Raw genomic sequence first — 25,820 nt, forward strand, 5'->3', positions numbered from 1 at the left:
TTTTCGCGGTGACAATGCTGGCCGATTTTGTCGCCGCGCATCAGGCGATCCTTGGCCTGATCGTGCTTGCCGCGATGTTTGCGGCCTTTCTGACCGAACGCTTTCCGCCGTCGGTCGTCGCGGTCGCCGGGGCCGCCACGATGATCGCGCTCGGCATGCTCGATGAAAAGGCTGCGTTCGCAGTGTTTTCGAACAGCGCGCCGCTGACCGTCGGGGCGATGTTCATCCTGTCGGGGGCGCTGATCCGCACCGGCGTGATCGACCGTGTCGGGCAATATGTCGTCGAACGCGCGGCGCGCTATCCGCGGCTGGCGGTGATCGAAGTGTTCGGTGGTGCGCTCGTCGCCTCGGCCTTCCTCAACAACACCCCGGTCGTCGTGGTGCTGATCCCGGTGTGTTTCCGGCTGGCCGAAGCGCTGGGGGTGTCGCCGAAGAAATTGCTGATGCCGTTGTCGGTGGTCGCGGTGCTGGGCGGGTGCCTGACGCTGATCGGCACCTCGACCAATCTGGTCGTCGCGGGCTTTGCCGAAAAGGCCGGGCTCGAACCGTTCGGGCTGTTTTCGATCACCCCTTACGGCCTTGCGGTGGCGGCGGCGGGGATCGCCGGTCTGCTGGTGATGTCCCGCCTGTTGCCGTCGGACTATCCGCCGAGCCAGCCGGGGATCGACGAGACCGGCGAGCAATATCTGACCGAGCTGCTGCTGGCGTGGGACGATCCGGCGATCGGGCAAGCCTATGGCGACGCGGCGCTGGGCATCCCGGCGGCATCGCGGATCGGGCTGATCGCCAACGGCCGTACGTTGACCGGGCGCGACGCGCGCGGCGCGCGGCTCGAAGCGGGGCACCGGATCGTCGCGCGGCTCGATGCGACCGCGTTGATGACCTTGCGCGAAGAAGGCCGGTTCGCGATCGGCATCGGCGAACCGGCGGGCGAGGCGACCGCGGTGGTGGAGGTCGCGATTGCGCCAAGCCACCGCGCGATCGGGCGTCCGTTCAGCGAAATTCCGTTTCTGCAGCGCCAGCGCGTCGCGTTGATGGGGGTATCGCGGCTGCGCCATTTGCCCGGGCCGACGCTGGGCGAGACGCGCATCCGCGCCGCCGACCGCCTGCTGGTCGAGGCCGATGCCGCCAATATCGAACAATTGCGCAGCAACAGCGCGCTGATCGGGCTGGCGTCGGCGACCGCCACCGCCTTTCGCCGTCGCCGCGCGTGGATCGCGATCGCGGCAATGGCGGCGGTCGTGCTGTTTTCGGCCGCCGACGTGATTTCGATCGGCGCCGCCGCGTTCATCGCGGTCGCGGTCATCCTGCTCACCCGCTGCATCGACGCGGCCGAAGCGTGGGGCAGCATCGACGGCGATGTGCTGATCCTGATCTTTGCCATGCTCGCGGTCGGCTCGGCGCTCGATCAGGCGGGGTCGGTGGCGCTGATGGTCGGCGCGGTCGAACCGCTGCTCGCCATTTCGGCGCCATGGGTGGTGATCGGAATCGTCTATTTCACCGCGCTGATCCTGTCGGAACTGCTCAGCAACAACGCGGTGGCGGCGCTGATGGCGCCGCTGGTGATCGCCATCGCGCCGGTCGCGGGGATGGACCCGCACCCGCTGCTGATCGCGCTGATGCTGGGGGCATCGGCGTGTTTCGCGACCCCGGTGGGGTATCAGACCAACGCGCTGGTCCATGCCGCGGGCCATTATCGCTTCGTCGATTTCGTCCGCATCGGCGTGCCGCTCAACATCCTGACCGGGATTGCGGGCTGCGCGGCGCTGGCATTGTGGAGTAGCTGATCCAGCGCCCTTGACGCTGCGCGCTGCGGCGGCTCAAAGGGACGGCAAATTGGCCTGGTCAAAGCGGGCCGAACATTGAAAATTCAACGGGGGACGGCCGCATGGACCGCAAGCTGACTTGGTATATATTGGCGGGCATGGCGCTCGGGGTGGTCGTCGGCTACGCCGTGCACATCGGCCTGCCCGCGGACAATCCGTGGTTCGAATATCTGACCAAGACGTTCAAGCTGCTGTCCGACATCTTCCTCAACCTCATCAAGCTGCTCGTCGCGCCGCTGGTGCTGTCGACGATCGTCGTCGGCATCGCCAATATGGGCGACAGCACCGCGCTCGGGCGTATCGGGACGCGCGCGATTATCTGGTTCATCACCGCCAGCTTCATCTCGATCGCGCTGGGCCTGCTGATGGTCAATCTGTTCCAGCCGGGTATCGGCGCGCCGATCCCCGACGCCGCGGAAGCGGCGAAGCTGGTGGGCGAGGTCAAGAAGCTCGACGCGTGGGAATTCACCCTGTCGATCTTCCCCAAAAATGCGCTGGAGGCGCTGGCGGCGAACAACATCCTGCAAATCCTGGTCTTTTCGATCTTTGCCGGGGTCGCCCTGTCGGCGATCGGCGAAAAGGGTTCCGCGCTGGTGCGCGGCGCCGACGCGCTCGCCGAAATGATGTTGCAGATTACCGGCTATGTGATGCGTTTCGCGCCGTTTGCGGTGTTCGGCGCGATCGCCAATGTCGTTGCGAAAAGCGGCCTCGGGATCCTCGCGACCTATTTCGAACTGCTTGTCGAATTTTACATCTCGCTGGTGCTGCTGTGGGCGATCCTGCTGACGATGGGCTGGGCGTTCCTGCGCCAGCGCATCTGGATGCTGATCCGCTATATCCGCGAGCCGCTGCTCATCGCCTTTTCGACCGCCTCGTCGGAAGCGGCGCTGCCCAAGATGTTCGAACAGCTCGACCGTTTCGGCGTGCCGCGCCGCATTTCGGGCTTCATGCTGCCCTTGGGATACAGCTTCAACCTCGACGGTTCGATGATGTATATGAGCTTTGCGACGATCTTTATCGCGCAGGCCTATGGAATCGATCTGTCGATCAGCACCCAGATCCTGATCCTGCTGACGCTGATGATCAGTTCGAAAGGCATCGCCGCGGTGCCGCGCGCCAGCCTGGTCGTGATCACCGGCACGCTGGCGCAGTTCGGCCTGCCGGTCGAGGGTGTCGCGATCATCCTGGCGATCGACCAGTTCCTCGACATGGGCCGCACCGCGACCAATGTGGTCGGCAATGCGGTGGCGACCAGCGTCATCACCAAGTGGGAAGGCATGCTCGAAGTGCCCGAACCCGCCGATGCCGAACGGCCGCATGCCCCGGCGCATACGCCGCATCATGGAACCCGCGGGCTCGATCTTCGTGATGATAACGGAGACGGCGAAAACAAGCCCGCGGCCGACAAGGCGTAAACCGCAGCTTCGCGCCGTTCCCATGGGGGCGAGCAAGGAGCTGAGCCATGGCCGAAGCCGCCGCGATTGACGAAGCAGACCGGGACGCATTGCGCGCGCGGCGGCTGCGATGGCGCATGCTGCTGGGTTTTCTCGCCGGGCTGATTATCGGGCTGGCGGCCCATTATGGCGCCCCCGACGCGCCTTGGGTCGTGGCGGTTACCACCTATGTCACCGGGCCGCTCGGCCAGATTTTCCTGCGCCTGCTGTTCATGCTGGTCATCCCGCTGCTGGTGTCGGCGCTGATCGTCGGGGTCGCCGACATGGGCGAGATGCGCGCGCTGAAGTCGATCGGCGTGCGCACGCTTGTCTATACCGTGATCGTTTCGGCGATTTCGGTCGCGGTCAGCCTGCTCGTCGTCAACCTGCTGCAACCGGGGGCGGGGGTCGATCCGGCGCTGGCGCGCGGCCTGATCGCCGAAGGTGCTGAGGGCGCGAGGGCGATCACCGAGCGCGCGGGCGAAGCGAAGACCGGGATGGACGCCGTTGTCGCGATCGTTCCCGACAATTTCTTTGCCGCGATGAGCGCCAACGATGTGTTGGCGGTGATGTTCTTCGCGCTGTTCTTTGGCGCCGGGCTGATGCTGGTCAGAACGCCGCAGGCCGCGGCGCTGAAGTCGGTGGTCGAGGGCGTGTTCGCGGTGGCGATGAAGCTGATCGGGCTCGTCATCCAGCTCGCGCCGATCGCGATCTTTTGTTTCATGTTCAACCTGGCGGCGCAGTTCGGCTGGGATCTGATCATCCGGTTGTCGGCCTTTGTCGGGGTCGTGCTGCTCGCGCTCGCGCTTCAGATGTTCGTGGTGTTCCCGATCCTGCTCAAGACGCTGGCGCGAAAATCGCCGGTCGCCTTTTTCCGCGAGACGCAGGAGGCCTTTGTCATGGCCTTTGCCACCGCATCGTCGAACGCGACCTTGCCGACCGCGCTGCGCGTCGCGCACGACCGGCTGCATCTGCCCGACCGCGTCGCGCGGTTCGTGCTGACCATCGGCGCGACCGCGAACCAGAACGGCACCGCGATGTTCGAGGGCGTGACGGTGATCTTCCTCGCCCAGTTTTTCGGCATCGACCTGACGCTGACGCAGCAGATTTTCGTGATGCTGATCTGCATTCTGGGCGGCGTCGGCACCGCCGGGGTGCCGGCGGGATCATTGCCGGTGATCGCGCTGATCCTGGCGTCGGTCGGCATCCCGCCCGAAGGCATCGGGTTGATTCTGGGCGTCGACCGTTTTCTCGACATGTGCCGCACGACGCTGAACGTCATCGGCGATCTGGTCGCCGCGACGGTGGTGTCGGCGGGGGTGGCGGACGAGCGGACGGTTGATCCGGCGGCGCCCGCCGGTCCTTAGTCTTCGCGCGCGCCGATCGGGGTTTCGGGGCGGCCGATCCGTTCGACCGGCGCCGGACGGGGTTCGGGCGCCGCGGCGGGCGGCGGGCGAAACGACGGGGCGGGCTGCTCGGCGCGTGGGGCGCGATCGGGCGCCGCCGAAGGAGCGGGGCGCTCGAAGCGCGGCGCGCGATCGGGTGTCACCGACGGGGCGGGGCGCTCGAAACGCGGGGTGCGCCGGATTTCCGAACCGGTTCGCGGCGGCGCGTTCATCTCGCCCGGCGCGGGACGGTTGCGGATCGGGCGTGCGTCGCCGTCGCCCTGCGGGACCGGGCGCGGCCGATCGGCTCGCCAGTCGGGGCGACCCGGCCGCGCGCCGCGCGAACCGTCGGGATTGCCATCGCCGCGATTCCAGCCACCGGGGCGACCCGGTCGGCCGTCGCCGCCATCGGGGCGTCCGGGCGAGCCTGCCGCGGGCGGGGTAGCCGGGTTGCCGTCGCCGCGTCCCGGCCGCGTCCCGCGCGGCCCGTCATTGTCGCGGTCGCCGCGATTCCAGCCGCCCGGGCGGCCCGGACGACCGTCGCCGGGACGACCGTCGCGGTCGCGGTCCCAGCCGCCGGGGCGGCCCGGCTGGCCGTCGCCGCGCCCGCCATGATGTTTCCACCAGGCGCGGCGACCGCCCCAATAGTTCAGATAGCGGTCGCGCAGCGGGTAGCGGTTGCGATAATTGTCGAACATCCACAGGCCGTAGCCCGGGTAATAATAATCATCGTACCAGCCGCCGCCAAAGCCGATGTTGACGAAGCCGCCGCCGTAATCCGACGCGTCGTAACAGTCGTAACCATAGCCGTCGTCATAGGCATAGCCGTCATAGTCGTAATAGGCGCTGCCATAGCGCGCGGCGCAATCGCCGCCCGATGCGTAGCTGGTGCCATAGACGTCGCCATAATAGCAGCCACCGAGCGTCGTCGTCGCGATCGCGCCGAGTGCGATGGACAGCGGGCGTTTCACAAGTGAGGGCATGAGCCATTCCTTCGTCGGGTCCGCGCGGACCGGTCATCCTGGCCGCAAAGCTGTACGAGTCGAGTTGAATTTGCGGTGAATAGTGTCCTGCCGATCCGCAAGGCTTACTTGCATCAGTGTCAGTAGTCCGTTACGTTCGCCAACACAGCAGCACGGACGAGGATCTGACCCGATGAACGCGCCGACCAATATCAAATGGCCCGAAGCCCGTTTTGGCCCCGAAACGCAGCACTGGCTGCCGCGCAATCCCGACCATGTGCTCGACCATATTCCCGGTGAGGATGGCTATCCGGTGATCGGCAACACGCTCGAACAGCTGGGCGATTATCGCGGTTTCACGAAGCGGATGGTCGCCAAATACGGCCGCGTCTATCGCAACAACAGTTTTGGCGGGCGCAGCGTCGCGCTGCATGGTCCCGAAGCGAATGAATTGGTGATGTTCGATCGCGAGAAAATCTTCTCGTCCGAACAGGGCTGGGGCCCGGTGCTCAACCTGCTGTTCCCGCGCGGGCTGATGCTGATGGATTTCGAAAAGCATCGCGCCGACCGCAAGGTGCTGTCGATTGCGTTCAAGCCCGAACCGATGCGCCATTATGCCGATGCGCTGAACGACGGGATCAAGGATCGCGTCGCGTCGTGGAGCGGCAAGACGTTCCAATTTTATGCAGCGATCAAGAAACTGACGCTCGATCTGGCCGCGACCAGCTTTCTTGGCATTCCTTTCGGTCCCGAAGCCGACAAGGTGAACAAGGCCTTTGTCGATATGGTGCAGGCGTCGATCGGCGTCGTCCGGGTGCCGATGCCGTTCACCGCGATGGGACGCGGCGCCAAGGGCCGCGCCTATCTGGTCGATTATTTCGGCCGCATGGTGGCCGAGCGGCGCGAGGGGACGGGCGAGGATATTTTCAGCCAGATCTGCCGCGCCCGCGATGACAATGGCGACTATCTGAGCGCCGAGGCGATCGTCGATCACATGAACTTCCTGATGATGGCGGCGCACGACACGATCACCAGCTCGATCACCTCGATGGTGTGGATGCTCGCCAAGCATCCCGAATGGCAGAACAAGCTACGCGAGGAAATGTTGGCCGTGTCGCCGGCGGGCGAAGGTGTCGGACACAACAGCCTGGGCGAGCTGGAAATGACCGAATGGGCGTTCAAGGAATCGCTGCGGCTGGTGCCCCCCGTGCCCAGTTTCCCGCGCCGCGCGCTCAAGGATTTCGAATATGGCGGCTATCGCATCCCCGCGGGTACGTCGGTCGGGGTCAGCCCCGCCTTCACGCACATGATGGAGGAGCATTGGCCAGAACCCGACAAGTTCGACCCGATGCGCTTTTCGCCCGAAGTCGCGCGCGAGCGGCACAAATATGCTTGGGTACCGTTCGGCGGCGGCGCGCATATGTGCCTGGGCCTGCATTTTGCGTATATGCAGGCGAAGATCTTTTTCCACCATGTCATCACCACGCACCGCATCGTCGTGGCGCCCGGCTACGAACCCAAATGGCAGGTACTGCCGATCCCGCGCCCGAAGGACGGGCTGATGGTCAGCTTCGTCCCACTCGCCTGACCGGCCCCTTTCCTGCCCATTTTCTGTTCCGCAGCCCGTTTCCGATATTGTGAGCGTTCACATTTCGTTATACGTATGCCCGATTGCTCCGCATCGATGGTGCTGGGACAAGTGAAGGGCAGCAGGCGGGCAACGACTCGGCGCTGCGGGAGGGTGAGCGATGATCGACATGCTGGACGAACCGTGGCGCACGATCGGCGACGTGCTGGGCGCGCACGGTCCCGCGGTGAACGCCGCGCAAAGCTATACCCCGACCGACTATAGCATCCACTTCTTCCTGCAGATTGCGGTCATCCTGCTGGTCTGCCGCGTCGTCGGCTGGGCCGCGAAAAAATTCCTGGGCCAGCCGCAAGTCGTCGGCGAAATGATCGCCGGCGTGCTGCTCGGACCATCGCTGTTCGGGCTGTTCTTCCCGGACCTTCAGGCGGCACTCTTTCCCAAGGAAACGCGCAACATCCTGTATGTTTGCGCGCAGGTCGGGGTCGGGCTCTACATGTTCCTGGTCGGCACGACGCTGCGGCTCGACCATTTCCAGTCGAAGGCGAAAAGCGCGGTCGGCGTGTCGGTGGCGGGCATCGTCGCGCCCTTCCTGTTTGCCGCGCTGATTACGCCCTTCCTGCTCGACATCCCCGGCCTGTTTGCCGACGGACTGGGGCAGGGCAGCGCGACTTTGTTCATGGGCGCGTGCATCGCGCTCACCGCCTTTCCGATGCTGGCACGGATCATCAATGAACGCGGGCTCGCGAACACGTCGCTGGGAACGCTGACGCTGACCGCCGGTGCCTTCGACGACGCGGTGTCGTGGTGCGTGCTGGCGATCGTGCTCGCGACCTTTGGCGGCGGTCCCGGCATTGCCTTGCTGGCGATCGTCGGCGGGCTGGGTTTTGCAGCGTTCATGTATTTTTTCGGGCGTCGGCTGCTGATCCCGCTGGGCCGCGCGGTCGAGGCGCGGGGCGAGATGAGCGACACGATGCTGTCGATCGTGCTTATGCTCTTTGCCCTCTGCGCTTTTGTGATGGACGCTGCGGGCATTCACGCAGTGTTCGGTGGCTTCATTCTGGGCGTCTGCATGCCGCGCGGCAAGCTGACCGAAGAGATCAAGCGCAAGGTCGGGCCGATCACGATCCTGCTGGTTCCGGTATTTTTCACTTACTCGGGATTGAACACCCAGCTCAGCACGGTGAACAGCCTGTCGCTGCTGGCGATCGCGCTCGGCATCCTGCTGGTATCGATCGCGGCGAAGTTTGGCGCATGCTGGCTGGCGGCGCGGCTGGCGGGCGAGGATAATCGCACCGCGCTGGGCATCGGCGCGCTGATGAACGCGCGCGGGCTGATGGAGCTGATCATCATCAACATCGGGCTGCAAAAGGGGATCATCGGGCCGACCTTGTTTGCGATCATGGTGCTGATGGCGATTGTCACCACGGTGATGGCGGGGCCGCTGTTCGAAATCGTCTATGGCCGCAAGGCGCGCGCGGCAGGCGCGCTGGGCGCGCTTGGCAGCGAAGATCAACACGGCGAGGCGCTCAAAGTCCGGCCCGCCTGACCGGCCGACCTCTGTCATTGTGCTGCGCGGCGCGGCGCTCCAATAGGGGCGCATGAAAAGCGTCCGACCCTATCTGATCTGGCTGGGTATCGCGGTGCTGCTGACCCTTGGCGCGATCCGGGGGATGCAGTGGGTGCGCGACCATCCCGAGCATATCCCGACCGCGCCGTTCGAGATCGCGCATCCGCAGGGATGGGCGACGCATCGCAAACTGGTGGCGCTGGCGGACGATGATGCGGCGTGCTTCGCGGCGCTCAACCGCGCCGGGGCGGGGTATGAACGGCGCCCGGTGGTCGGCACCGGTGCTTGCCGCGCGAGTCAGCGGATGGTGCTGACCGGCGACAAATTCGTACCGACGACGCGCCCGGCCAACGCCGCGCCGGGCTGCGCGGTGACCGTCGCGATGGCGCTGTGGAATCGCGATGTCGTGCAGCCGCTGGCGCAGAAGCATTTCGGGCAACGGGTCGTCGCGCTCGAAAATCTGGGCAGCTACAACTGCCGCAAGATCGCGGGGCAGCAGGCGCAGAGCCAGCATTCGACCGCCAATGCGATCGACATCTCGGCTTTCATCCTGGCCGACGGGACGCGCATTGCGCTGATCAACGACTGGGACGATGCCGACGTCCGGCGCGAATTTCTGCACGAGGTCCGCGACGGATCATGCGACCTGTTCAGCACGGTGTTGTCACCCGATTATAATCAGGCGCACGCCGACCATTTCCATTTCGACATGGCGGATCGAACGGCCGGCTGGTCGGTGTGCCGCTAGTCCGTGCGCGGGTCGCTGCCGCCCAAACCCGGCACCAGCATCGGGGTGGTTTCACGATAGGCGACGTAATCGGGGCCGAAGGTGTCGATCAGATTGCGCTCCTCCAGCCGGATCGCGATCAGCATATAGATCGACAGGCCGGCCGCGAGCAGCAGGTGACCCGCGGTCATCGCGGGGGTTCCCCAGAAAGCGAGAAAAAATCCGGCGTAGAGCGGATGGCGAACCAGCTTGTAGAACAGCGGCTGGTGCAGCGCGGGTATCGCGGCGGTTCGGGCGCGCCACGCGAACCAGGCCTGTTGCAGCCCGAACAGTTCGAAATGGTTGATCAGGAAGGTGCTGACGAGCACGATCGCCCAGCCGAGACCGAACAGCCCCCACAGGATCGCCGCGCCGACCGGATGCTCGACGGTCCACACCGGCGCGGTCATCGGATGCCAGCCGAGGAACAGGATGACGAGCACCAGGTTCGTCATCATCACATAGGTGCTGCGCTCGATCGGTGGCGGCACGTAGCGTTTCCACACCGCCTTGAACGCGGGCCGCGCCATCACGCTATGTTGCAATCCGAACAATGCGATCAGCGCGACATTGACCGGCAGCGCGTTGGCAACCAGCGCCACGGGGCCGCGATCGACAGTCAGCGGCGCGCCCGGCAGATTGCCGACAAAGGCGACAAGATACAGAAATACCGCAAGGAAAATCGCATAAGCGATTGCGGCGTACAGCAGGTAGAAAATGCGCGTCATGGCAAACCTCCCCTGAAGCGGGAGGTATAGCATATTCGGCCCGGAAAAGCGCGTTAGACGGTGAAGCTCTCGCCGCAGCCGCACGCGCCCTTGGCATTCGGATTCTCGAACACGAAGCCCGCGGCGAAGTCATCCTCGACCCAGTCCATGACGCTGCCGATCAGGTAGAGCACCGACGCGCCGTCGATGTAGAACACGCCGCCGGGGGTTTCGATTTTTTCGTCGAACCTTTGCTCTTCGGTGACATAGTCGACCGAGTAAGCGAGCCCGGAGCAGCCGCGGCGCGGGGTCGACAGCTTGACCCCGATCGCCCCCTCGGGCGCGGCCGCCATGAGTGCGGCGACGCGCGCTTCGGCGTTGGTGGTCAGCGTGACCGCGGCTGGGCGGGCCGCTCTCGGTTTGTCGGGTGTTTTGGTTTCGGTCATCACAACATTCCCAGCTCTAATCGCGCTTCGTCGCTCATATTCGCGGGCGACCAGGGCGGATCCCAGACCAGATTGACCTCGGCATCGCCGACCCCGGGAACCGCGCCGACGCGCAGTTCGACTTCGGCGGGCATCGATTCGGCGACCGGGCAATGCGGCGTCGTCAGCGTCATCGTCACGACCGCGTGGCCCTCGTCGATCTCGACATTGTAGATCAGGCCTAGGTCATAGATGTTCACCGGGATTTCGGGGTCGTAGATATCCTTGAGCGCACTGACGACGGCCTCGTACAGATCGCCGCCAACGCCATGCGGATCGACCGCCACGGGCTTGGCCGCCAGAAAACCTTCCAGATAGTCGCGCTTGCGCTCCAGCTTTTCGCCCATCGTTTCCGGTGCGGTCTCGACATCCTCGACGCGCGCTTTCGGCGGCGCCTCGACGCTCGTGACTTCTTCAACCTTGATCATCCGGTCCTCGCTCATCCGAAAATCCTCTCGACGCGCGACAGGCCGTCGATCAGCGCCGCCACATCGTCGTCATTGCTGTAAACGCCAAAACTCGCGCGCGCGGTCGCAGTTACGCCCAGATCTTCCATCAGCGGCTGTGCGCAATGGTGCCCGGCGCGGATCGCGACCCCGCTTTCGTCCAAGATAGTGCCGATGTCGTGCGGATGAACCCCCGCCATCGAAAAGCTGACGATTCCGGCGCTGTTTTCGGGGCCGAACAAGGTGATGCTGTTCTTGCGCGCCAGCGCGTCGCGCAGCGTGCCGACCAGCGCGCATTCATGCGCGTGGATCGCATCGATCCCGATCGCTTCGACATAATCAACGGCGGCGGCAAGCCCGATCGCCTCGATGATGGCAGGCGTCCCCGCCTCGAACCGCGTCGGGGCGGGGGCATAGGTGGTCTGCGCAAAAGTCACGCGATCGATCATCGATCCGCCGCCCTGCCAAGGCGGCAGCGCATCGAGCTTGTCGCTCCACAGCACCCCGACGCCGGTGGGGCCGTAAAGCTTGTGCCCCGAGAAGACATAATAATCGCAGCCCAGCGCGGTTACATCGACCGGCAGACGCGGCACCGCCTGGCAGCCGTCGATCAGCAGTTCGGCGCCGACGCGGTGCGCCAGTTCCGCCGCTCGCGTCACGTCGAGGGGGCTGCCCAGCACGTTCGAGACATGCGCGAAGGCGACCATATCATGGTCGGGGGTCAGCAGCTTTTCGGCGGCGTCGAGGTCGATGCAGCCGTCGGCGGTCAGCGGGCAGACATCGACCTGCCAGCCCGCAAGCTGCCACGGCACGATATTGCTGTGATGCTCGAGCACCGACAGCAGCACGCGGCCTTTGCGGGGATGCGAGTATGCGACCAGGTTGATCGCCTCGGTCGCGCCGCGCACGAACACGCATTGCTCCTCGCGCGCGCCGATAAACGCCGCGATCCGCCGCCGTGCGGCTTCATAGGCCAGCGTCATGTCGGCCGATCGCGCATAGACGCCGCGGTGGACGGTCGCATAGTCGCGGCCCATCGCGTTGATGGTTGCGTCGATGACGGTCTGTGGTTTTTGCGCAGTGGCGGCGGTGTCGAGATAGTGCCAGGCGGGGGTCAGGCCGGGGAACTGATCCCTGATCCCGTTTGTGTCGAGCGTAGTCGAGACACGTTGGCGCCCGACTTCACGTCCCTCGACTTCGCTCGGGACGAACGGGGAGGAGACGATGCTCACACCAGCTCCCCCAACTTGGCGAGCGCGAGCGCCTGCAACCGCGCCTCATCCTCGGCGCCGTCGAACACCCCTGCGACGAAGGCCTGCAGCATCAGCTTCTTCGCTTCGCCCGGCGGCAGCCCGCGCGACTGGAGGTAATAAAGCGCCATCGGGTCCAGCTCGCCGATCGCGCAGCCGTGTGCGCATTTCACATCGTCGGCGTAAATCTCCAGCTCGGGCTTGGCGTTGGCGGTCGCGCTGCGGTTCAGCAGCATCGCCTTCACATCCTGCGCGCTGTCGGTCTGCTGCGCATCGCGCGCGACCGCGACCTTGCCCAGATAGGTGCCGGTCGCGGTGCCGCCGAGGACCGAGCGCACCACCTGCCGCGACGTCGCGCCGGGCTCGGCATGGGTGATCGTGGTGACGATCTCCAGATTCTGTTCACCTCCGCCGATCTGCGCCGCGCCGAGCGTGAAGTCAGCGCCTTCGTGCAGCGTCACCGCCAGTTCGATGCGCCCATAGGCGCCGCCGATGTTGAGAACGTGCAGCGCCACAACCGCGCCCTTGCCGATGCTCATCTCGATCTGCTGCACGCCGCCGGTATCCTGCACGATCGCCCGCGCGAAGCGCCCGCCTGCGGGCACGAGGACGCTCTCCGGCGCAGGCAGCGGCCACGCCGCGGCGACGGCGTCGATGTCGGAGTAGCGCCAGGCTTCATCGCGCCGCGAAGGGAGGGATGCGGTCATCTCGCCACCCCCGAGGCTGCGCGCCACGCCGTCAAAACCGCATCGAGCCGGTCGTTCGAGCGTTGCTCGACACAGGCCGTCAGCGCTTTCCGACTCGTCAGCTTTTCCGCGACGCATTGCTGTGCCACACCGCACGGAATGGCGTCGAGTTCGGCGTAGCCGCTGGGTTTTGTCACACGGCACCGTTCGAGCGTGACGATACCGCTGCGCTTCGGCGCTTTTATATCGACTTCGATCGAGCGCATTTTCCCCGCAACAACCAGGATTTCTTCCTCGGTCACGGGCGGGGGCGGGGCAGCGGTCTGCATCGCCGTAAGGATGACGGCTGCGATCACGCCGCAATCTCCGCATAGCCATGCGCTTCCAGCTCGCGGGCCAACTCCGGGCCGCCCGACTTCACGATCCGCCCGGCGGCAAGGACATGCACAAAATCGGGCTGCACATAGTCGAGCAGGCGCTGGTAATGGGTGATCAGCAGCACCGCCTTGTCGGGGCGGCGCATGATCGCGTTGATCCCGTCGCCCACGGTGCGCAGCGCGTCGATGTCGAGGCCGCTGTCGGTCTCGTCGAGGATCGCGAGCTTGGGGTCGATGATCCCCATCTGGACCATTTCGTTGCGTTTCTTCTCGCCGCCCGAAAATCCGACGTTCACCGGGCGCTTGAGCATGTCCATGTCCATCCCCAGCAGCGCGGCTTTCTCGCGCGCCACCTTCAGGAAATCGCCGCCCGACAGCGGCTCTTCACCGCGCGCCTTGCGCTGCGCGTTCAGCGCCTCGCGCAGGAACTGGACATTCGACACGCCGGGAATTTCGACCGGATATTGGAACCCCAGGAACAGCCCCGCCGCGGCGCGCTCGTGCGGCTCCATATCGAGCAGGTCGGCGCCTTCAAAGGTCGCCGATCCGTCGGTGACTTCATAACCGGGGCGTCCGCCGAGAACATAAGACAGCGTCGATTTGCCCGCCCCGTTCGGCCCCATGATCGCATGGATTTCGCCCGCATTGATGGCGAGCGACAGGCCTTTCAGGATCGGTTTGTCGGCAACGGTGGCGTGCAGGTTTTCGATTCTCAGCATGTCGGACTTTCAGGCAGAATGGCGCCGCGCGGCACGCGCCAATGCGCGCACCGGAGTTGAGGCAGATGATGGAAGAAAGCCCGCGAAGGGCAGGGGCCGCAGCGCGGCTATTCGGCGGCGAAAATTTCCGCCAGTTCCGAATTGGCGACTTCTTCGACGCTGATCACGCTGGTGTTCTGCAGATGCTGCAACCGCCGGATCAGCATATTCACCGCATGATGCGGGACCATGATCACCTCGTCGCGATCGCGTTCCGATTTCCGCTGCTGCCGGATGACCACGCCCTGATGCGTCGGATAGGCGGTCACTGCCTGCACGGGATGCACGACCAGATCGGCGTCCGACCAGTTGAATTCCATACCGCGTGCCATGGCCCCGTCTCCAGATCGAATCGGACAGGGGGCGAGCATATGACAAAGGCGTGACGCCCCATGTCCCCGGATGCGGACTGGCGGAAATTATAGTTAATTCGGCGCGGTTTGTGGTGATGCTGCTTCTGATTCCAGCGAGAATTGTCTCAATTTGGGCCATCCGTGCCCACGCGATAGGGACCGGACGACCCATCAGGATCGGCCTGTTGGCGACGGTGGCGCGGAGGCTAAGGACTTGGAGCACTCAATTTTGCTCGTCTTCAAAGAGGACACGGCCCTCGCCCATGGCGCGCCGGATGGCGTCCTCGGTGTCAAAGGCTTCGGCAACGACGCGCGCGCGCGATTTGGTATCGGGATATGCTGGATCAACGGCCATCGCGATTTGAGCTTCGCTGACTAATTCGGCGCGTCTGGCTCTGCACGATGCAAGCGCCCTATCGACCGCATGCTTCAGATCGGACTGCTTCTGCACGCCGGCCACATTCATATTGCCTTCAAAGCAAGCGACATATTTATCGAACGTCGGCGCCATCGCGTTCGGCACCACGACGCCTTTTGGTATTCGGGCCGGTACCGATCCGCTGACCGGCAAATTTGCGCGCCGCACCGCCGCGCCGGTATCGCTGAGAGGTGCGCTTGGTTCGGATGATAACATGGCGATCAACGGAGTGCGCATCTGGTCCACAGACCGCAGCGCAGCATCAACGACTTCTACTCGCCTCGCCTGCGAAATAGCGGGCATGCGACCAGCGAGAAGAAGCGCTTCCGTTTTCGCCGTCGTACGCTCGTCAGCGCACGAGACCAAAGCCGTCGCGTCGGCTTCCGCCATGCCCGCTAGATCGAGCCCTTTGGCACCATTGCGCTTTTCGATCTCAACCTGAGCGCCGTCGAATTCGTTCTGCATGCAATGGAGGTAGGGCTGCATCGCGGGATTGATTTTCGCGGGCCACTGCATCCGCCCGACGGGCATGATGGATTGCATCGTGGGTGCGGGGGCTTGCAGCAATATAGTCAACAACGTGCCAATCACCCCACGCTCCCCTCAAGGCTGATCCCCAGCAGCTTCTGCGCCTCAACCGCGAACTCCATCGGCAGCTGTTGCAGCACTTCCTTGGCAAAGCCATTGACGATCAGCGCCACCGCCTCTTCCTGCCCCAGCCCGCGCTGCATCGCGTAGAAGAGCTGATCGTCGCTGATCTTGCTCGTCGTCGCTTCATGCTCCACCTGCGCCGAGGGATTGCGGATTTCGATGTACGGCACGGTGTGCGCGCCGCTGAGCGAGCCCAAAAGCAGGCTGTCGCACTGGGTGAAGTTGCGCACCCCCTCGGCATTCGGCGCGACGCGGACGATGCCGCGATAGGTGTTGTTCGACTTGCCCGCGCTGATCCCCTTCGACACGATGGTCGACCTTGTGCGCTTGCCGTTGTGGATCATCTTGGTGCCGGTGTCGGCCTGCTGGTAATTGTTCGTCACCGCGACCGAGTAAAATTCGCCGACGCTGTCGTCGCCGTTCAGCACGCAGCTCGGATATTTCCACGTGATCGCAGAGCCGGTTTCGACCTGCGTCCACGATACCTTGCTGCGGTGTCCCAAGCACAGCGCGCGCTTGGTCACGAAATTATAGATGCCGCCCAGCCCCTCGGCATTGCCGGGGTACCAGTTTTGCACCGTTGAATATTTGATCTCGGCATCGTCGAGCGTCACCAGTTCGACCACCGCCGCGTGGAGCTGGTTCTCGTCGCGCATCGGCGCGGTGCAGCCTTCGAGGTAGGAGACGTATGCGCCCTTGTCGGCAACGATCAGCGTGCGTTCGAACTGCCCCGTATTTTCGGCATTGATGCGGAAATAGGTGCTGAGCTCCATCGGGCAGCGCACGCCCTCGGGCACGTAAACGAAGGTGCCGTCCGAAAAGACCGCGCAATTGAGCGTCGCGAAATAATTGTCGTGCATCGGCACGACCTTGCCGAGCCACTTCTTCACCAGCTCGGGATATTCACGGATCGCTTCCGAAATCGACAGGAAAATCACGCCCGCGCGCTTCAATTCCTCGCGAAAGGTAGTCGCGACGCTGACGCTATCGAACACCGCGTCGACCGCGACCTTGCGCGCGCCCTCGATCCCCGCGAGAACCTTTTGCTCCTCGATCGGGATGCCCAGTTTCTTATAGACCTCAAGGATTTCGGGATCGACCTCGTCGAGGCTGCCGAGCTTGGGCTTCGGCTTGGGCGCCGCGTAATAATAGGCGTCCTGATAATCGATCGGTGGCACGTTGAGCTTCGCCCAGTCGGGGGTCTCCATCGTCAGCCAGTGGCGAAACGCCTTCAGCCGCCAGTCGAGCATCCATTCAGGCTCGTTCTTCTTTGCCGAGATAAAGCGAACCGTATCTTCGGTCAGCCCCTTGGGCGCGAAGTCGGTCTCGATGGTCGAGGACCAGCCATGCTCATAATCGGCGACCTTCGCTGCGGCATCGTGCGCGGCCTGGTCTTTCACGGGGAGTTCGGTGTTGTCGGTCATAGGTTTAACTCGTCGCCCCAGCGAAAGCTGGGGCCGCTTTCGGTTTACTCGGCGATGCTGGAACAAGGCCTCCAGCGGCCCCAGCTTTCGCTGGGGTGACGGAAAGGGAGGCCAAACTGATCCCCGCCAGCGCCCCGCGCACCGCGCCGTTTACCACGCCCCAATGCGGCTGCACCTTGCAGCTGCCCTCGAGCGAGCAATCATGGCGTCCTTCGGCAACGCAGCTGGTCAGCGCGATCGGCCCTTCGACGGCTTCGATGATGTCGGCGACGCTGATCGCCGCGGCCGGACGCGCCAGCCGCACGCCACCGCCACTGCCGCGCGACGCGACGAGCAGGCCCGCGCGGGCAAGCCCGCTGACCAGTTTCTGCGCGGTCGGCCCCGGAATCCCCGTCTGCTCGGCCAACAGCGCGGCGTGAAGCGGCACCGACCCGCATTGGCGGGCGGCGGCGCTCATCAGCACCACGGCATAATCGGCAAGGTTGGACAGGCGCATCGATTCTCCGTTCGCAAATTGCGAACGATTCTTAACTGGAGTAAATTACTCCACTTATATAGGCGAGGCGTCCGCAGGGCGCAAGCAAGCCCGTTTGGGCGCGGTGATAGAAAAGCTGCGCCAAAAAAAAGGCACCCATCTGGCCGGGGCCAAATGAGTGCCGAGATGAAGGTCTCAGTCCTCGTCAGAGGATGAGCTCTTCTGGGTCGCAAGGCTGGATTATGCCTGCGCGATGATTCGCGATTGGACGGAAACGCCAAAAGCGCCGCCGTTCGTATTTAGAGGGTTAATAGGGGTTGAGGCAGCATCGTCTCCATGAACATTCGTCATTGCGAGCCCTTCGACTGCCTTGCAGGCGCTCAGGATAAACTTCCGCTTTGCGGAAGCGAAGCAATCCAGAGTGCGCGTAAACCGTTCTGGATTGCTTCGCTGCGCTCGCAATGACGAATGGCGGGATGTGGGCGCCTAGGTTTCCGACACCAGCGGGCTGACCTTGCCGGCGAGCTGCTTGCGGCCCTTGGTCGTCGCCTGGGTATAGGAGGTCGGCTTGCTCAGTTGCCCGGGCGTTGCGCCGGCGAAGCGCTTGATCTCGCGGATCAGATGCGACTGATCGTAAAAGGCATCGCCCAGCTGCGCCGAATCGAGCCCTTCGCCGCGCGCCAGCGCCGATGCGGCGCGCACCGCGCGATATTTGCGCGCCAGCATCCGCGGCGACAGCCCGTAATAATGTTTGGTCATCCGCTCGACCGAGCGGATCGACATGCCGGTGGCATCCACCAGGTCGGGCACCTGCGGCGAGGGGGATGCGGTCAGCCACTCGTCGACGGTGCGGATGAACCACAAAGGCGGTGCCTCGCCGCGGGTCAGCACTTCGCGCGCGAAATTATTGCCGATGACCAGCCGCGCCTCGACGTCTGCCGCCTGTTCCAGCGCCGTCGCCACCTCCTCGATCCACGGCCCGAACCGGCCGGTGGCGTCGATCGCCCGGTCGGTCAGCTTTTCGGCGTCGTCGCCCATCAGCGCCGCCCATCCCGCCGGCAGCAGGCCGAATCCGAACAATTGCGCCGGGCAATTGCTGATCGCGCGCACTCGCCCGCTCGTCGGGCCGATGATGATCGCGCGCGTCACGGTGGTGCGATGGCCGTCGGCAAAGACATATTCGCCGTCGGCATTCGTGACGAAGCGGAACTGCGGCCGGTCGGCGCGTTCATATTCGTCGAATTTCGGCATGTTGAGCCGCGCGAAATAAAAGCTCGACACCATGTCCGCCAGATCGGGATCGGGCGGAAAATAGTGCAACTCGAACGGCGCGCTGCCGTCCACGCCTTCGCGCGAGGATGAAGCTTCTGACATGACGAACCCAGACCGTGGCAGCCTTTCCCCAGGCCACCTTGTTATCTGGAACAGATCATTTGCGTTTCATCCCTGCGCGTCAAGCGCGAACTTTGTTTTTTTATTAGCCTTTTTGGGCGGCGATCCAGACATCGACGCGGCGTTCGAGGATGTCGAGCGGTACCGGTCCCGATTCGAGGACGACGTCGTGAAAGGCGCGATAGTCGAATTTGGCGCCCATCGCCGCCTGCGCGCGGCCGCGCAATTCCATGATTTTCAGCTTGCCGATCAGATAGGCGGTCGCCTGCCCCGGATAGACGATATAGCGCTCGATCGCCTTTTCGATGTCGCCGTCGGGATTGGGGGTGTTGTCCTTGAGGTATTTGATCGCCTGCTCGCGGCTCCAGCGCTTGTCGTGGATGCCGGTGTCGACGACGAGGCGGCACGCGCGCCACAGCTCCATGCCCAGCCGCCCGAAATCGCTGTAGGGATCGGTATAGAAGCCCATGTCCTTGGCGAGTTCCTCGGTATAGAGGCCCCAGCCTTCGGTATAAGCGGTGAAACCGCCAAAGCGGCGGAAGGGCGGCAGGCCGGTGAGCTCGGTCTGCACCGCGCGCTGGAGGTGATGTCCCGGAACGCCCTCATGATAGGCGAGCGCCTCCAGCTCGGTCTTGGGCATGTCGCGCAGGTCATACAGGTTCACATAATAGGTGCCGGGCCGCGACCCGTCGGGCGAGGGCGATTGGTAAAAGGCCTTGCCCGCCGATTTCTCGCGGAACGCCTCGACCGCCTTCACCTGCAACGCAGCCTTGGGCAGCGTGTTGAAAAAGGCGGGAAGCCGCGCCTCCATCGCCCGCGTTCGCGCGTCGACTTCGGCCAGATAGGCTTCGCGCGTCGTGTGATAATATTGCGGGCTGGTGCGCAGATGCTCGAAAAACTGTTGCAGCGTCCCCTTGAAACCGACCCTGGCCATGATCGCCTTCATCTCGCCGTGGATGCGCGCGACTTCGGACAGGCCGAGGTCGTGGATCTGCGTCGCGGTCATGTCGGTCGTCGTGTAATTGGCGAGCAGCGCCTCATAATAGGCCTTGCCGTCGGGCAGGCGCCACACCCCGTCCTGCGTCGGCGCGCTCGCCTGCTGGCGCTTCATCTCGGCGAGCAGGCGGCCATAGGCGGGGCCGGCGCTCTCGGCCCACGCCGCCTTCGCTGCGGTGGTCAGCCGCGCCTTTTCGGCGGCGTCGATGTCGAGCTTGGCGACCTTGGCGGCCAGATCCTCGACGACCGCATTGTTCGGCCCCTGCAGATTGCCGATGTCCGAAATCAGATAGGCATAGACCCATTTCGGCGGCTGGACCCCCTTGGCCGCACGCGCCTTCGACTGCGCCGACAGCGCGTCGAGGATCGGGCCAAGTCCGCGGATACGCTCGATATAGGCTTCGGCCTCGGCGGTGTTCGCGACGCGGTGGATGTTGATCAGAAAGGCGGGCAGCTGGCTTTGCGGGCCATTCATCTGGTCGAAGACATAGCCGCGATCGCGAAAGGGGAATAATCGCTCGGCGCGCGCTGCCTGCGCGTTGAACAGTTCGAACGACAGCGCCTCGTCGACCGACATCGCCTTGGGGTCGAAACTGCCGCGCATCGCTTCGGCGGTTGCCTGCTGCAACTTATGGTTGGCGACCGCGGCCTCGTCGCTGACATCGTTCCAGCGGCCATAATCGCCATCGCGAATGCCGCGATACGCCTTGCCCTGCGGGCTCAGCGACAGTTGGGCGGCGTCATAATTGTCGAAGAATTGTGCGAGGTTCGCGCCGGCCGGCGCGACGTCGGGCGTTGGGGCCGATGCGGCAGTGGCGGGTGCATCCTGCACCGCAGTCGGCGCGCAGCCCGCCGCGGCGAGCAGCGCAAGGCCGGTGGACAGGCGGGCGATGAGGCGAAGCTGCGACACGATTTTCTCCCGGTTTTTCCGATGGTTTTTCGGTGATGCCTAATTGGTTGAGGCGGGGCTTGCCATAGCCGCGCGGGACGCGCAATGGCGGGCCATGTCGCTCTTCACCTCTGCCGCCGACGCCGCCTATGCGCTGGTCCGCCCGATCGTCCACGCCACCGATGGCGAGGCGGCGCACAATCTGACGCTCAATGCGCTTCAGCCATTGCCGCGCGCGCGGGCGGCTCTGACCAGCCCGGTCTTGGCGACCGAATTCGCGGGGCTGCATTTCCCCAATCCGGTCGGCCTCGCGCCGGGGTTCGACAAGGACGCGCGCGTCGCGCATGCGATGCCGCATTTCGGCTTCGGCTTTGTCGAGGTCGGCACGCTGACCCCGCTGCCACAGGACGGCAACCCGCGCCCGCGGCTGTTCCGACTGGTCGAGGATGGCGCGGTGATCAATCGCATGGGCTTCAACAACGGCGGGCAGGCCAAGGCGGCCGAGCGGATCGCGTGCCTGCGCCGCCACGGCCTGCCGGTGCCGCTCGGGATCAATATCGGCGCCAACAAGGACAGCGCCGACCGCATCGCCGATTATGCCAAGGGGACCGCGGCGATGGCGCCGCTCGCCGACTATCTGACCGTCAACATCAGCTCGCCGAACACCCCGGGGCTGCGCGCCTTGCAGGACAAGGGGGCGCTCGAAGCACTGCTCGATGGTGTCGCTGCGGCGCAACCCGTGGGTGCGGCCAAACCGGTGTTCCTGAAGGTCGCGCCCGACCTGGAACCTGCCGACATCGATAACATCGTCGCGGTGGCGATCGACAAGGGACTCGCCGCAGTGATCGTGTCGAACACCACCATCACGCGCCCGGCGCTGGCGTCGCGCCATGCCGCCGAAGCCGGCGGGCTGTCGGGTGCGCCGCTCGCCGATCTGGCGTTGCAGCGGGTCCGCGATTTTCATGTCGCCAGCGGTGGCAAGGTGCCGCTGGTTGCTGCGGGCGGCATCGCCTCGGCCGACCAGGCGTGGGAGCGCATCTGCGCCGGTGCCAGCCTGGTGCAGATCTATTCGGCGATGGTCTATGCCGGGCCGGGCCTCGCGGCACGCATCGCGCACGGGCTTGAAAGGCTCGCTGTGCGCGATGGGTTCGCGCGCGTGGGCGACGCGGTGGGAAGCGCGCACTGACAGGGTTGCGTTGGTCCGATGCGCGCGCCAAAGTCGCCGCCATGTTGAAACGATATTTGCCGCTTGTCGCGCTCGTCACCCTGACCCTCCCGTCCTTGGCCTTCGCGCAGGGCGTAACCTCGTCCGCCGACCCGCGCGCGACCGAGGCGGGGCGCGAGATATTGCATCAGGGCGGCACCGCTGCTGACGCCGCGGTCGCGATGGTCGCGGTGCTGACTCTGGTCGAACCGCAATCGAGCGGTATCGGCGGCGGCGGCTTCATGCTCCATCACGATGCCAAGGACGGCAGCCTTTCGACGATCGACGGCCGCGAAATGGCGCCTGCGGCCGCGAAACCCGATCGCTTTCTCGGCGCGGACGGCAAGCCGCGGTCGTTCCGCGACGCGATCCCCGGCGGGCTGTCGGTGGGCGTGCCCGGCAATATGCGTCTGATGGAAATGGCGCACAAGAAATGGGGCAAGCTCGAATGGAAAGCGCTCCTCCAGCCTGCGATCAAGCTGGCCGAGGACGGTTTCGACGTGACCCCGGTGCTGCACAACTGGCTGGTCCAGTTCGAACCGTTGTGGAAGGATTTCCCGGCGGCGCGTGCGATCTATTATGTCGATGGCAAGCCCGCGCCGGTCGGCACCCGCATCCGCAACCCGGCCTATGCCGCACTGCTGCGCGACGTCGCGGCGCGCGGTCCCGATGCGTTTTACAGCGGCGCCAATGCCAGGGCGATCAGCGATGCGGTGGCGAAGGCGCCGCGCAACGCGGCGCAGCTCACCGTCAAGGACGTCGCGGCCTATAAGGCAAAGGAACGCCCGGCGGTCTGCACCAGCTATCGTATCTACAAAGTGTGCGGCATGGGGCCGCCCTCGTCGGGCGCGACCACCGTCTTCGGCATTCTCGGCATGGTCGAGGGCTGGGACATGAAGGCGATGGGCAAGGACAACCCGATGAGCTGGCACCTGCTCGCCGAGGCGATGCAGCTCTCCTATGCCGACCGCGCCGCCTATCTGGGCGATAGTGATTTCGTCGATGTCCCGGTGGCGGGGTTGCTCGACAAAAAATATCTCGCCGAGCGCCGCCAGCTGATCTCGCCCTTCGGCGCCGCGGGTCGTTACGAACCGGGCACCCCGCCGGGCGCCAAGCCGCGCGCGGCGGCGCCGCCGGTCCCGGAGCAGGGAACGACGCATTTCGCGGTGGCCGACCAGGCAGGCAATGTTGTGTCGATGACCTCGACCATCGAGAGCATTTTCGGCAGCCACCTCATCGCCAACGGCTATTTCCTCAACAACGAGCTCACCGACTTCGACCTCGCGCCGACCAAGGACGGTGTGCCGACCGCCAACCGCGTCCAGGCAGGCAAGCGCCCCTTGTCGTCGATGTCGCCGACGATCGTTTACGGTCCCGATGGCAAGGTCGTGCTCGCGGTCGGCTCGGCGGGCGGCAAGCGGATCATCATGCACGTTACGAAAGTGCTCGTCGGCGTGCTCGACTGGGGGCTCGATGCCAAAACGGCGATGGAGCTCCCCAATCTCTATTTCGGCGACGGCGGCGTGCTGATCGAAAACACCGAGGCGGGCGAAGCGGTCGCCGCGAAGATGAAACCCTTTGGCTATAATTTCACGCCCACCGACCTCGGCTCAAAGCTCAACGCGGTCGAACGTGTCGAGGGCGGCTGGCGCGGTGCGGCGGATCCGCGCGGTCCGGGGACATCATCGGTGGATGGCGCGCCGCCGCAGGGCTAAGCTACAACGATAAGAACAGAAAAACAGTCTCCCTGGAGAGAGAGATAGAATGAAGCTCGACAATCCCCATCTCGACCATTTCCCCAGCCTGGTCGCGATGTTCTTCGACCGCGCCGCGCGCGGCGGCGAAGATCCGTTCCTATGGCGCAAGGCCGATCGCGCCTGGCACCCCTTAAGCTGGCGTCAGGTCGCGAACCAGGTGGCGGCGCTTGCGCACAATTTGCGCGGTATGGGGCTGAAGGACGGCGACCGCGTCGTGTTGGTCAGCGAAAACCGCCCCGAATGGTGCATCGCCGACCTGGCGATCATGGCCGCGGGCTGCATCACCGTGCCCACCTACACCACCAACACCGAACGCGATCACCAGCACATCCTCGACAACAGCGGCGCCAAGGCAGTGATCGTATCGACCGCCAAGCTGGCGCGCACGCTGATGCCCGCGGTGACGCGCTCGGACGCGCATATCGTCATCAGCATGGAAAGCCTGCGCGTCGGGCAACAGGGCGACGTCGCAATCCACGACTGGGCGCCGCTGGTCACCGGCGGCGAGGCCTGGCTGGACGAAACCAAGGCGCGCGCCGCCGCGATGACGCGCGAGGACACCGCGTGCCTGATCTACACCAGCGGCACCGGCGGCGCGCCGCGCGGGGTGATGCAGCATCATGGCGCGATCCTGCACAATGCCGCCGGCGCGGCGGAGGTGCTCGTCAATGATTTCGGCATCGGCGATGAGGAGGTTTTCCTGTCGTTCCTGCCGCTCAGTCACGCCTATGAACATTCGGGCGGCCAGTTCCTGCCGATCATGGTCGGCGCGCAGATCTATTATAGCGAAGGGCTGGAAAAACTCGTCTCGAACATCGAGGAGACGCGCCCGACGATCATGGTCGTGGTGCCGCGGCTGTTCGAGGTGATTCGCGCTCGGATGATCAAGTCGGTCGAAAAACAGGGCAAGCTGGCGAACTGGATGCTGGGTCAGGCGCTGCGCGTCGGTGAAAAGGATTATGAGCGGCGGATGGGCGTGCTCGATCGCCCGGTCGACCTGATCCTCGACAAATTGTTCCGGCCCAAAATCCAGAAACGCTTTGGCGGCCGGATGAAGGCGCTGGTGTCGGGCGGCGCGCCGCTCAATCCCGAAATCGGGGTGTTTTTCCACTCGATCGGGCTGACCCTGCTGCAGGGCTATGGCCAGACCGAGGCGGGGCCGGTGATCAGCTGCAACCGCCCCGCTGCGGGCATCAAGATGGACACCGTCGGCCCGCCGCTGATGAACACCGAAGTTCGCATCGCCGACGACGGCGAGATATTGGTGCGCGGCGAGCTGGTGATGAAGGGCTATTGGCGAAACCCTGCCGAGACCGAACGGGTGCTGGTCCCAGATCCGGCGGAGCCGGAAAAAGGCGCCTGGCTGCACACCGGCGACATCGGCCATATCGACGACAAGGGGCGGATCGTCATCACCGACCGCAAGAAGGATCTGATCGTCAACGACAAGGGCGACAATGTCTCGCCGCAGCGCGTCGAAGGGATGCTGACGCTCCAGCCCGAGATTTTGCAGGCGATGGTCTATGGCGACAAGCGCCCGCACCTCGTCGGCCTGCTGGTCCCCGACCCCGAATGGATGGCCGAATGGGCCGAGGCAGAGGGGCTGCCCAAAGATCTGTGCCGGCTACGCGAACATGAAAAATTCCGCGCCGCGCTGCGCGCCGCGGTCGACCGCGTCAACGGCCAGCTGTCGGTGATCGAAAAGGTGCGCAAATTCGACTTCGCCGACGAAGCCTTTACGATCGAGAATGAACAGATGACGCCGTCGATGAAGATCCGCCGCCATGTGCTGCGCGAGGTATATGCCGACAAGATTGCGGCGCTTTACAAGGGCTGAGAGCCTCCCCCTTGATGGGGGAGGCAGCGAGCCCCGGATCAAGTCCGGGGCGCAGCGGTGGGGGTGCGCTCTCGGCCTTCGATAACGGTGCAAGGACGCACCATCACCCCAATCCAACTCCGCCTAATCGCCCGCGATAAGGCTGCGTATCCTTCCCCCATCAAGGGGGAAGGTCTTAAAAGCAGGCG

General features: G+C 64.7%; 23 protein-coding genes. 9 read left to right on the plus strand and 14 right to left on the minus strand.

Going from position 1 to position 25,820, the window contains the following annotated elements; genetic code table 11:
* Positions 1-8: 8 nt before the first annotated feature.
* From ACTIFP_RS09600 to ACTIFP_RS09610, 3 genes are all read left to right on the plus strand, one after another.
* Positions 9-1,787, plus strand: coding sequence for an SLC13 family permease (locus tag ACTIFP_RS09600; protein ID WP_439568491.1), 1,779 nt, complete (start codon positions 9-11; stop codon positions 1,785-1,787).
* A gap of 101 nt (positions 1,788-1,888) precedes the next feature.
* Positions 1,889-3,241 (plus strand): dicarboxylate/amino acid:cation symporter, encoded by a 1,353-nt coding sequence (locus ACTIFP_RS09605; RefSeq protein ID WP_439568492.1) that lies wholly within the window; start codon positions 1,889-1,891, stop codon positions 3,239-3,241.
* Positions 3,242-3,288: 47 nt separating this feature from the next.
* Entirely contained in the window at positions 3,289-4,626 is a 1,338-nt protein-coding gene (locus ACTIFP_RS09610) for a dicarboxylate/amino acid:cation symporter (RefSeq protein ID WP_439568493.1), read from the plus strand.
* Here the strand turns inward: ACTIFP_RS09610 and ACTIFP_RS09615 are convergent.
* Entirely contained in the window at positions 4,623-5,627 is a 1,005-nt protein-coding gene (locus ACTIFP_RS09615; protein WP_439568494.1) for a hypothetical protein, read from the minus strand. The genes ACTIFP_RS09610 and ACTIFP_RS09615 overlap by 4 nt on opposite strands.
* Positions 5,628-5,799: 172 nt before the next feature.
* Here ACTIFP_RS09615 and ACTIFP_RS09620 point away from each other — a divergent pair, with 172 nt between their 5' ends.
* The 3 genes from ACTIFP_RS09620 to ACTIFP_RS09630 all read left to right on the plus strand — a co-directional run bounded on the left by ACTIFP_RS09620 (position 5,800) and on the right by ACTIFP_RS09630 (position 9,509).
* Positions 5,800-7,194, plus strand: a complete 1,395-nt coding sequence (locus ACTIFP_RS09620) for a cytochrome P450 (RefSeq protein ID WP_439568495.1) — start codon at positions 5,800-5,802, stop codon at positions 7,192-7,194.
* A gap of 160 nt (positions 7,195-7,354) precedes the next feature.
* The gene (locus ACTIFP_RS09625) at positions 7,355-8,740 is read left to right on the plus strand and encodes a cation:proton antiporter (RefSeq protein ID WP_439568496.1); all 1,386 of its coding nucleotides are present in this window, start codon (positions 7,355-7,357) and stop codon (positions 8,738-8,740) included.
* 52 nt (positions 8,741-8,792) lie between these two features.
* Positions 8,793-9,509, plus strand: a complete 717-nt coding sequence (locus ACTIFP_RS09630) for an extensin-like domain-containing protein (RefSeq protein WP_439568497.1) — start codon at positions 8,793-8,795, stop codon at positions 9,507-9,509.
* Here ACTIFP_RS09630 and mddA read toward each other — a convergent pair.
* From mddA to ACTIFP_RS09695, 13 genes are all read right to left on the minus strand, one after another.
* Positions 9,506-10,255 (minus strand): methanethiol S-methyltransferase, encoded by a 750-nt coding sequence (mddA, locus tag ACTIFP_RS09635; protein ID WP_439568498.1) that lies wholly within the window; start codon positions 10,253-10,255, stop codon positions 9,506-9,508. The two genes, ACTIFP_RS09630 and mddA, sit on opposite strands and share 4 nt — an antisense overlap.
* Positions 10,256-10,308: 53 nt before the next feature.
* Positions 10,309-10,680 carry a HesB/IscA family protein gene (locus ACTIFP_RS09640; protein ID WP_439568499.1) on the minus strand — a complete coding sequence of 124 codons (372 nt, stop codon included), beginning with the start codon at positions 10,678-10,680 and terminating at the stop codon, positions 10,309-10,311.
* Entirely contained in the window at positions 10,680-11,162 is a 483-nt protein-coding gene (locus ACTIFP_RS09645; protein ID WP_439568500.1) for an SUF system Fe-S cluster assembly protein, read from the minus strand. Before ACTIFP_RS09645 ends, ACTIFP_RS09640 begins: the two co-directional genes overlap by 1 nt.
* Positions 11,159-12,304: an aminotransferase class V-fold PLP-dependent enzyme gene (locus ACTIFP_RS09650; protein ID WP_439568571.1), complete on the minus strand. Its 1,146-nt coding sequence runs from the start codon at positions 12,302-12,304 to the stop codon at positions 11,159-11,161. Before ACTIFP_RS09650 ends, ACTIFP_RS09645 begins: the two co-directional genes overlap by 4 nt.
* A gap of 89 nt (positions 12,305-12,393) precedes the next feature.
* Positions 12,394-13,122 (minus strand): SufD family Fe-S cluster assembly protein, encoded by a 729-nt coding sequence (locus tag ACTIFP_RS09655; protein ID WP_439568501.1) that lies wholly within the window; start codon positions 13,120-13,122, stop codon positions 12,394-12,396.
* Positions 13,119-13,457, minus strand: coding sequence for a hypothetical protein (locus ACTIFP_RS09660; RefSeq protein WP_439568502.1), 339 nt, complete (start codon positions 13,455-13,457; stop codon positions 13,119-13,121). Before ACTIFP_RS09660 ends, ACTIFP_RS09655 begins: the two co-directional genes overlap by 4 nt.
* A complete protein-coding gene (gene sufC, locus ACTIFP_RS09665; RefSeq protein WP_439568503.1) occupies positions 13,454-14,197 on the minus strand; it encodes a Fe-S cluster assembly ATPase SufC in 744 nt (247 codons plus the stop codon). Before sufC ends, ACTIFP_RS09660 begins: the two co-directional genes overlap by 4 nt.
* A gap of 107 nt (positions 14,198-14,304) precedes the next feature.
* Positions 14,305-14,568 (minus strand): hypothetical protein, encoded by a 264-nt coding sequence (locus tag ACTIFP_RS09670; RefSeq protein ID WP_137752467.1) that lies wholly within the window; start codon positions 14,566-14,568, stop codon positions 14,305-14,307.
* Between the two features lie 244 nt (positions 14,569-14,812).
* A complete protein-coding gene (locus ACTIFP_RS09675; RefSeq protein ID WP_439568504.1) occupies positions 14,813-15,550 on the minus strand; it encodes a hypothetical protein in 738 nt (245 codons plus the stop codon).
* 44 nt (positions 15,551-15,594) lie between these two features.
* Positions 15,595-17,082 (minus strand): Fe-S cluster assembly protein SufB, encoded by a 1,488-nt coding sequence (gene sufB, locus ACTIFP_RS09680; protein WP_439568505.1) that lies wholly within the window; start codon positions 17,080-17,082, stop codon positions 15,595-15,597.
* Positions 17,083-17,086: 4 nt separating this feature from the next.
* Entirely contained in the window at positions 17,087-17,578 is a 492-nt protein-coding gene (locus ACTIFP_RS09685) for an SUF system Fe-S cluster assembly regulator (protein WP_439568506.1), read from the minus strand.
* A 465-nt stretch (positions 17,579-18,043) separates the two neighbouring features.
* Entirely contained in the window at positions 18,044-18,931 is an 888-nt protein-coding gene (locus ACTIFP_RS09690; RefSeq protein WP_439568507.1) for a helix-turn-helix domain-containing protein, read from the minus strand.
* 103 nt (positions 18,932-19,034) lie between these two features.
* Entirely contained in the window at positions 19,035-20,855 is a 1,821-nt protein-coding gene (locus tag ACTIFP_RS09695) for a DUF885 domain-containing protein (RefSeq protein ID WP_439568508.1), read from the minus strand.
* Positions 20,856-20,949: 94 nt separating this feature from the next.
* On the opposite strand from ACTIFP_RS09695, the gene ACTIFP_RS09700 reads away from it, so the two are divergent.
* From ACTIFP_RS09700 to ACTIFP_RS09710, 3 genes are read left to right on the plus strand one after another with little or no spacing between them, the layout of a single operon-like run.
* Positions 20,950-22,020, plus strand: coding sequence for a quinone-dependent dihydroorotate dehydrogenase (locus ACTIFP_RS09700; RefSeq protein WP_439568509.1), 1,071 nt, complete (start codon positions 20,950-20,952; stop codon positions 22,018-22,020).
* A gap of 41 nt (positions 22,021-22,061) precedes the next feature.
* Positions 22,062-23,753 carry a gamma-glutamyltransferase gene (ggt, locus tag ACTIFP_RS09705; RefSeq protein ID WP_439568510.1) on the plus strand — a complete coding sequence of 564 codons (1,692 nt, stop codon included), beginning with the start codon at positions 22,062-22,064 and terminating at the stop codon, positions 23,751-23,753.
* Between the two features lie 49 nt (positions 23,754-23,802).
* Entirely contained in the window at positions 23,803-25,632 is a 1,830-nt protein-coding gene (locus ACTIFP_RS09710) for an AMP-dependent synthetase/ligase (protein WP_439568511.1), read from the plus strand.
* The last annotated feature ends 188 nt before the right edge of the window (positions 25,633-25,820 follow it).

This window comes from Sphingopyxis sp. (assembly GCF_051861155.1).
Lineage (GTDB): Bacteria > Pseudomonadota > Alphaproteobacteria > Sphingomonadales > Sphingomonadaceae > Sphingopyxis.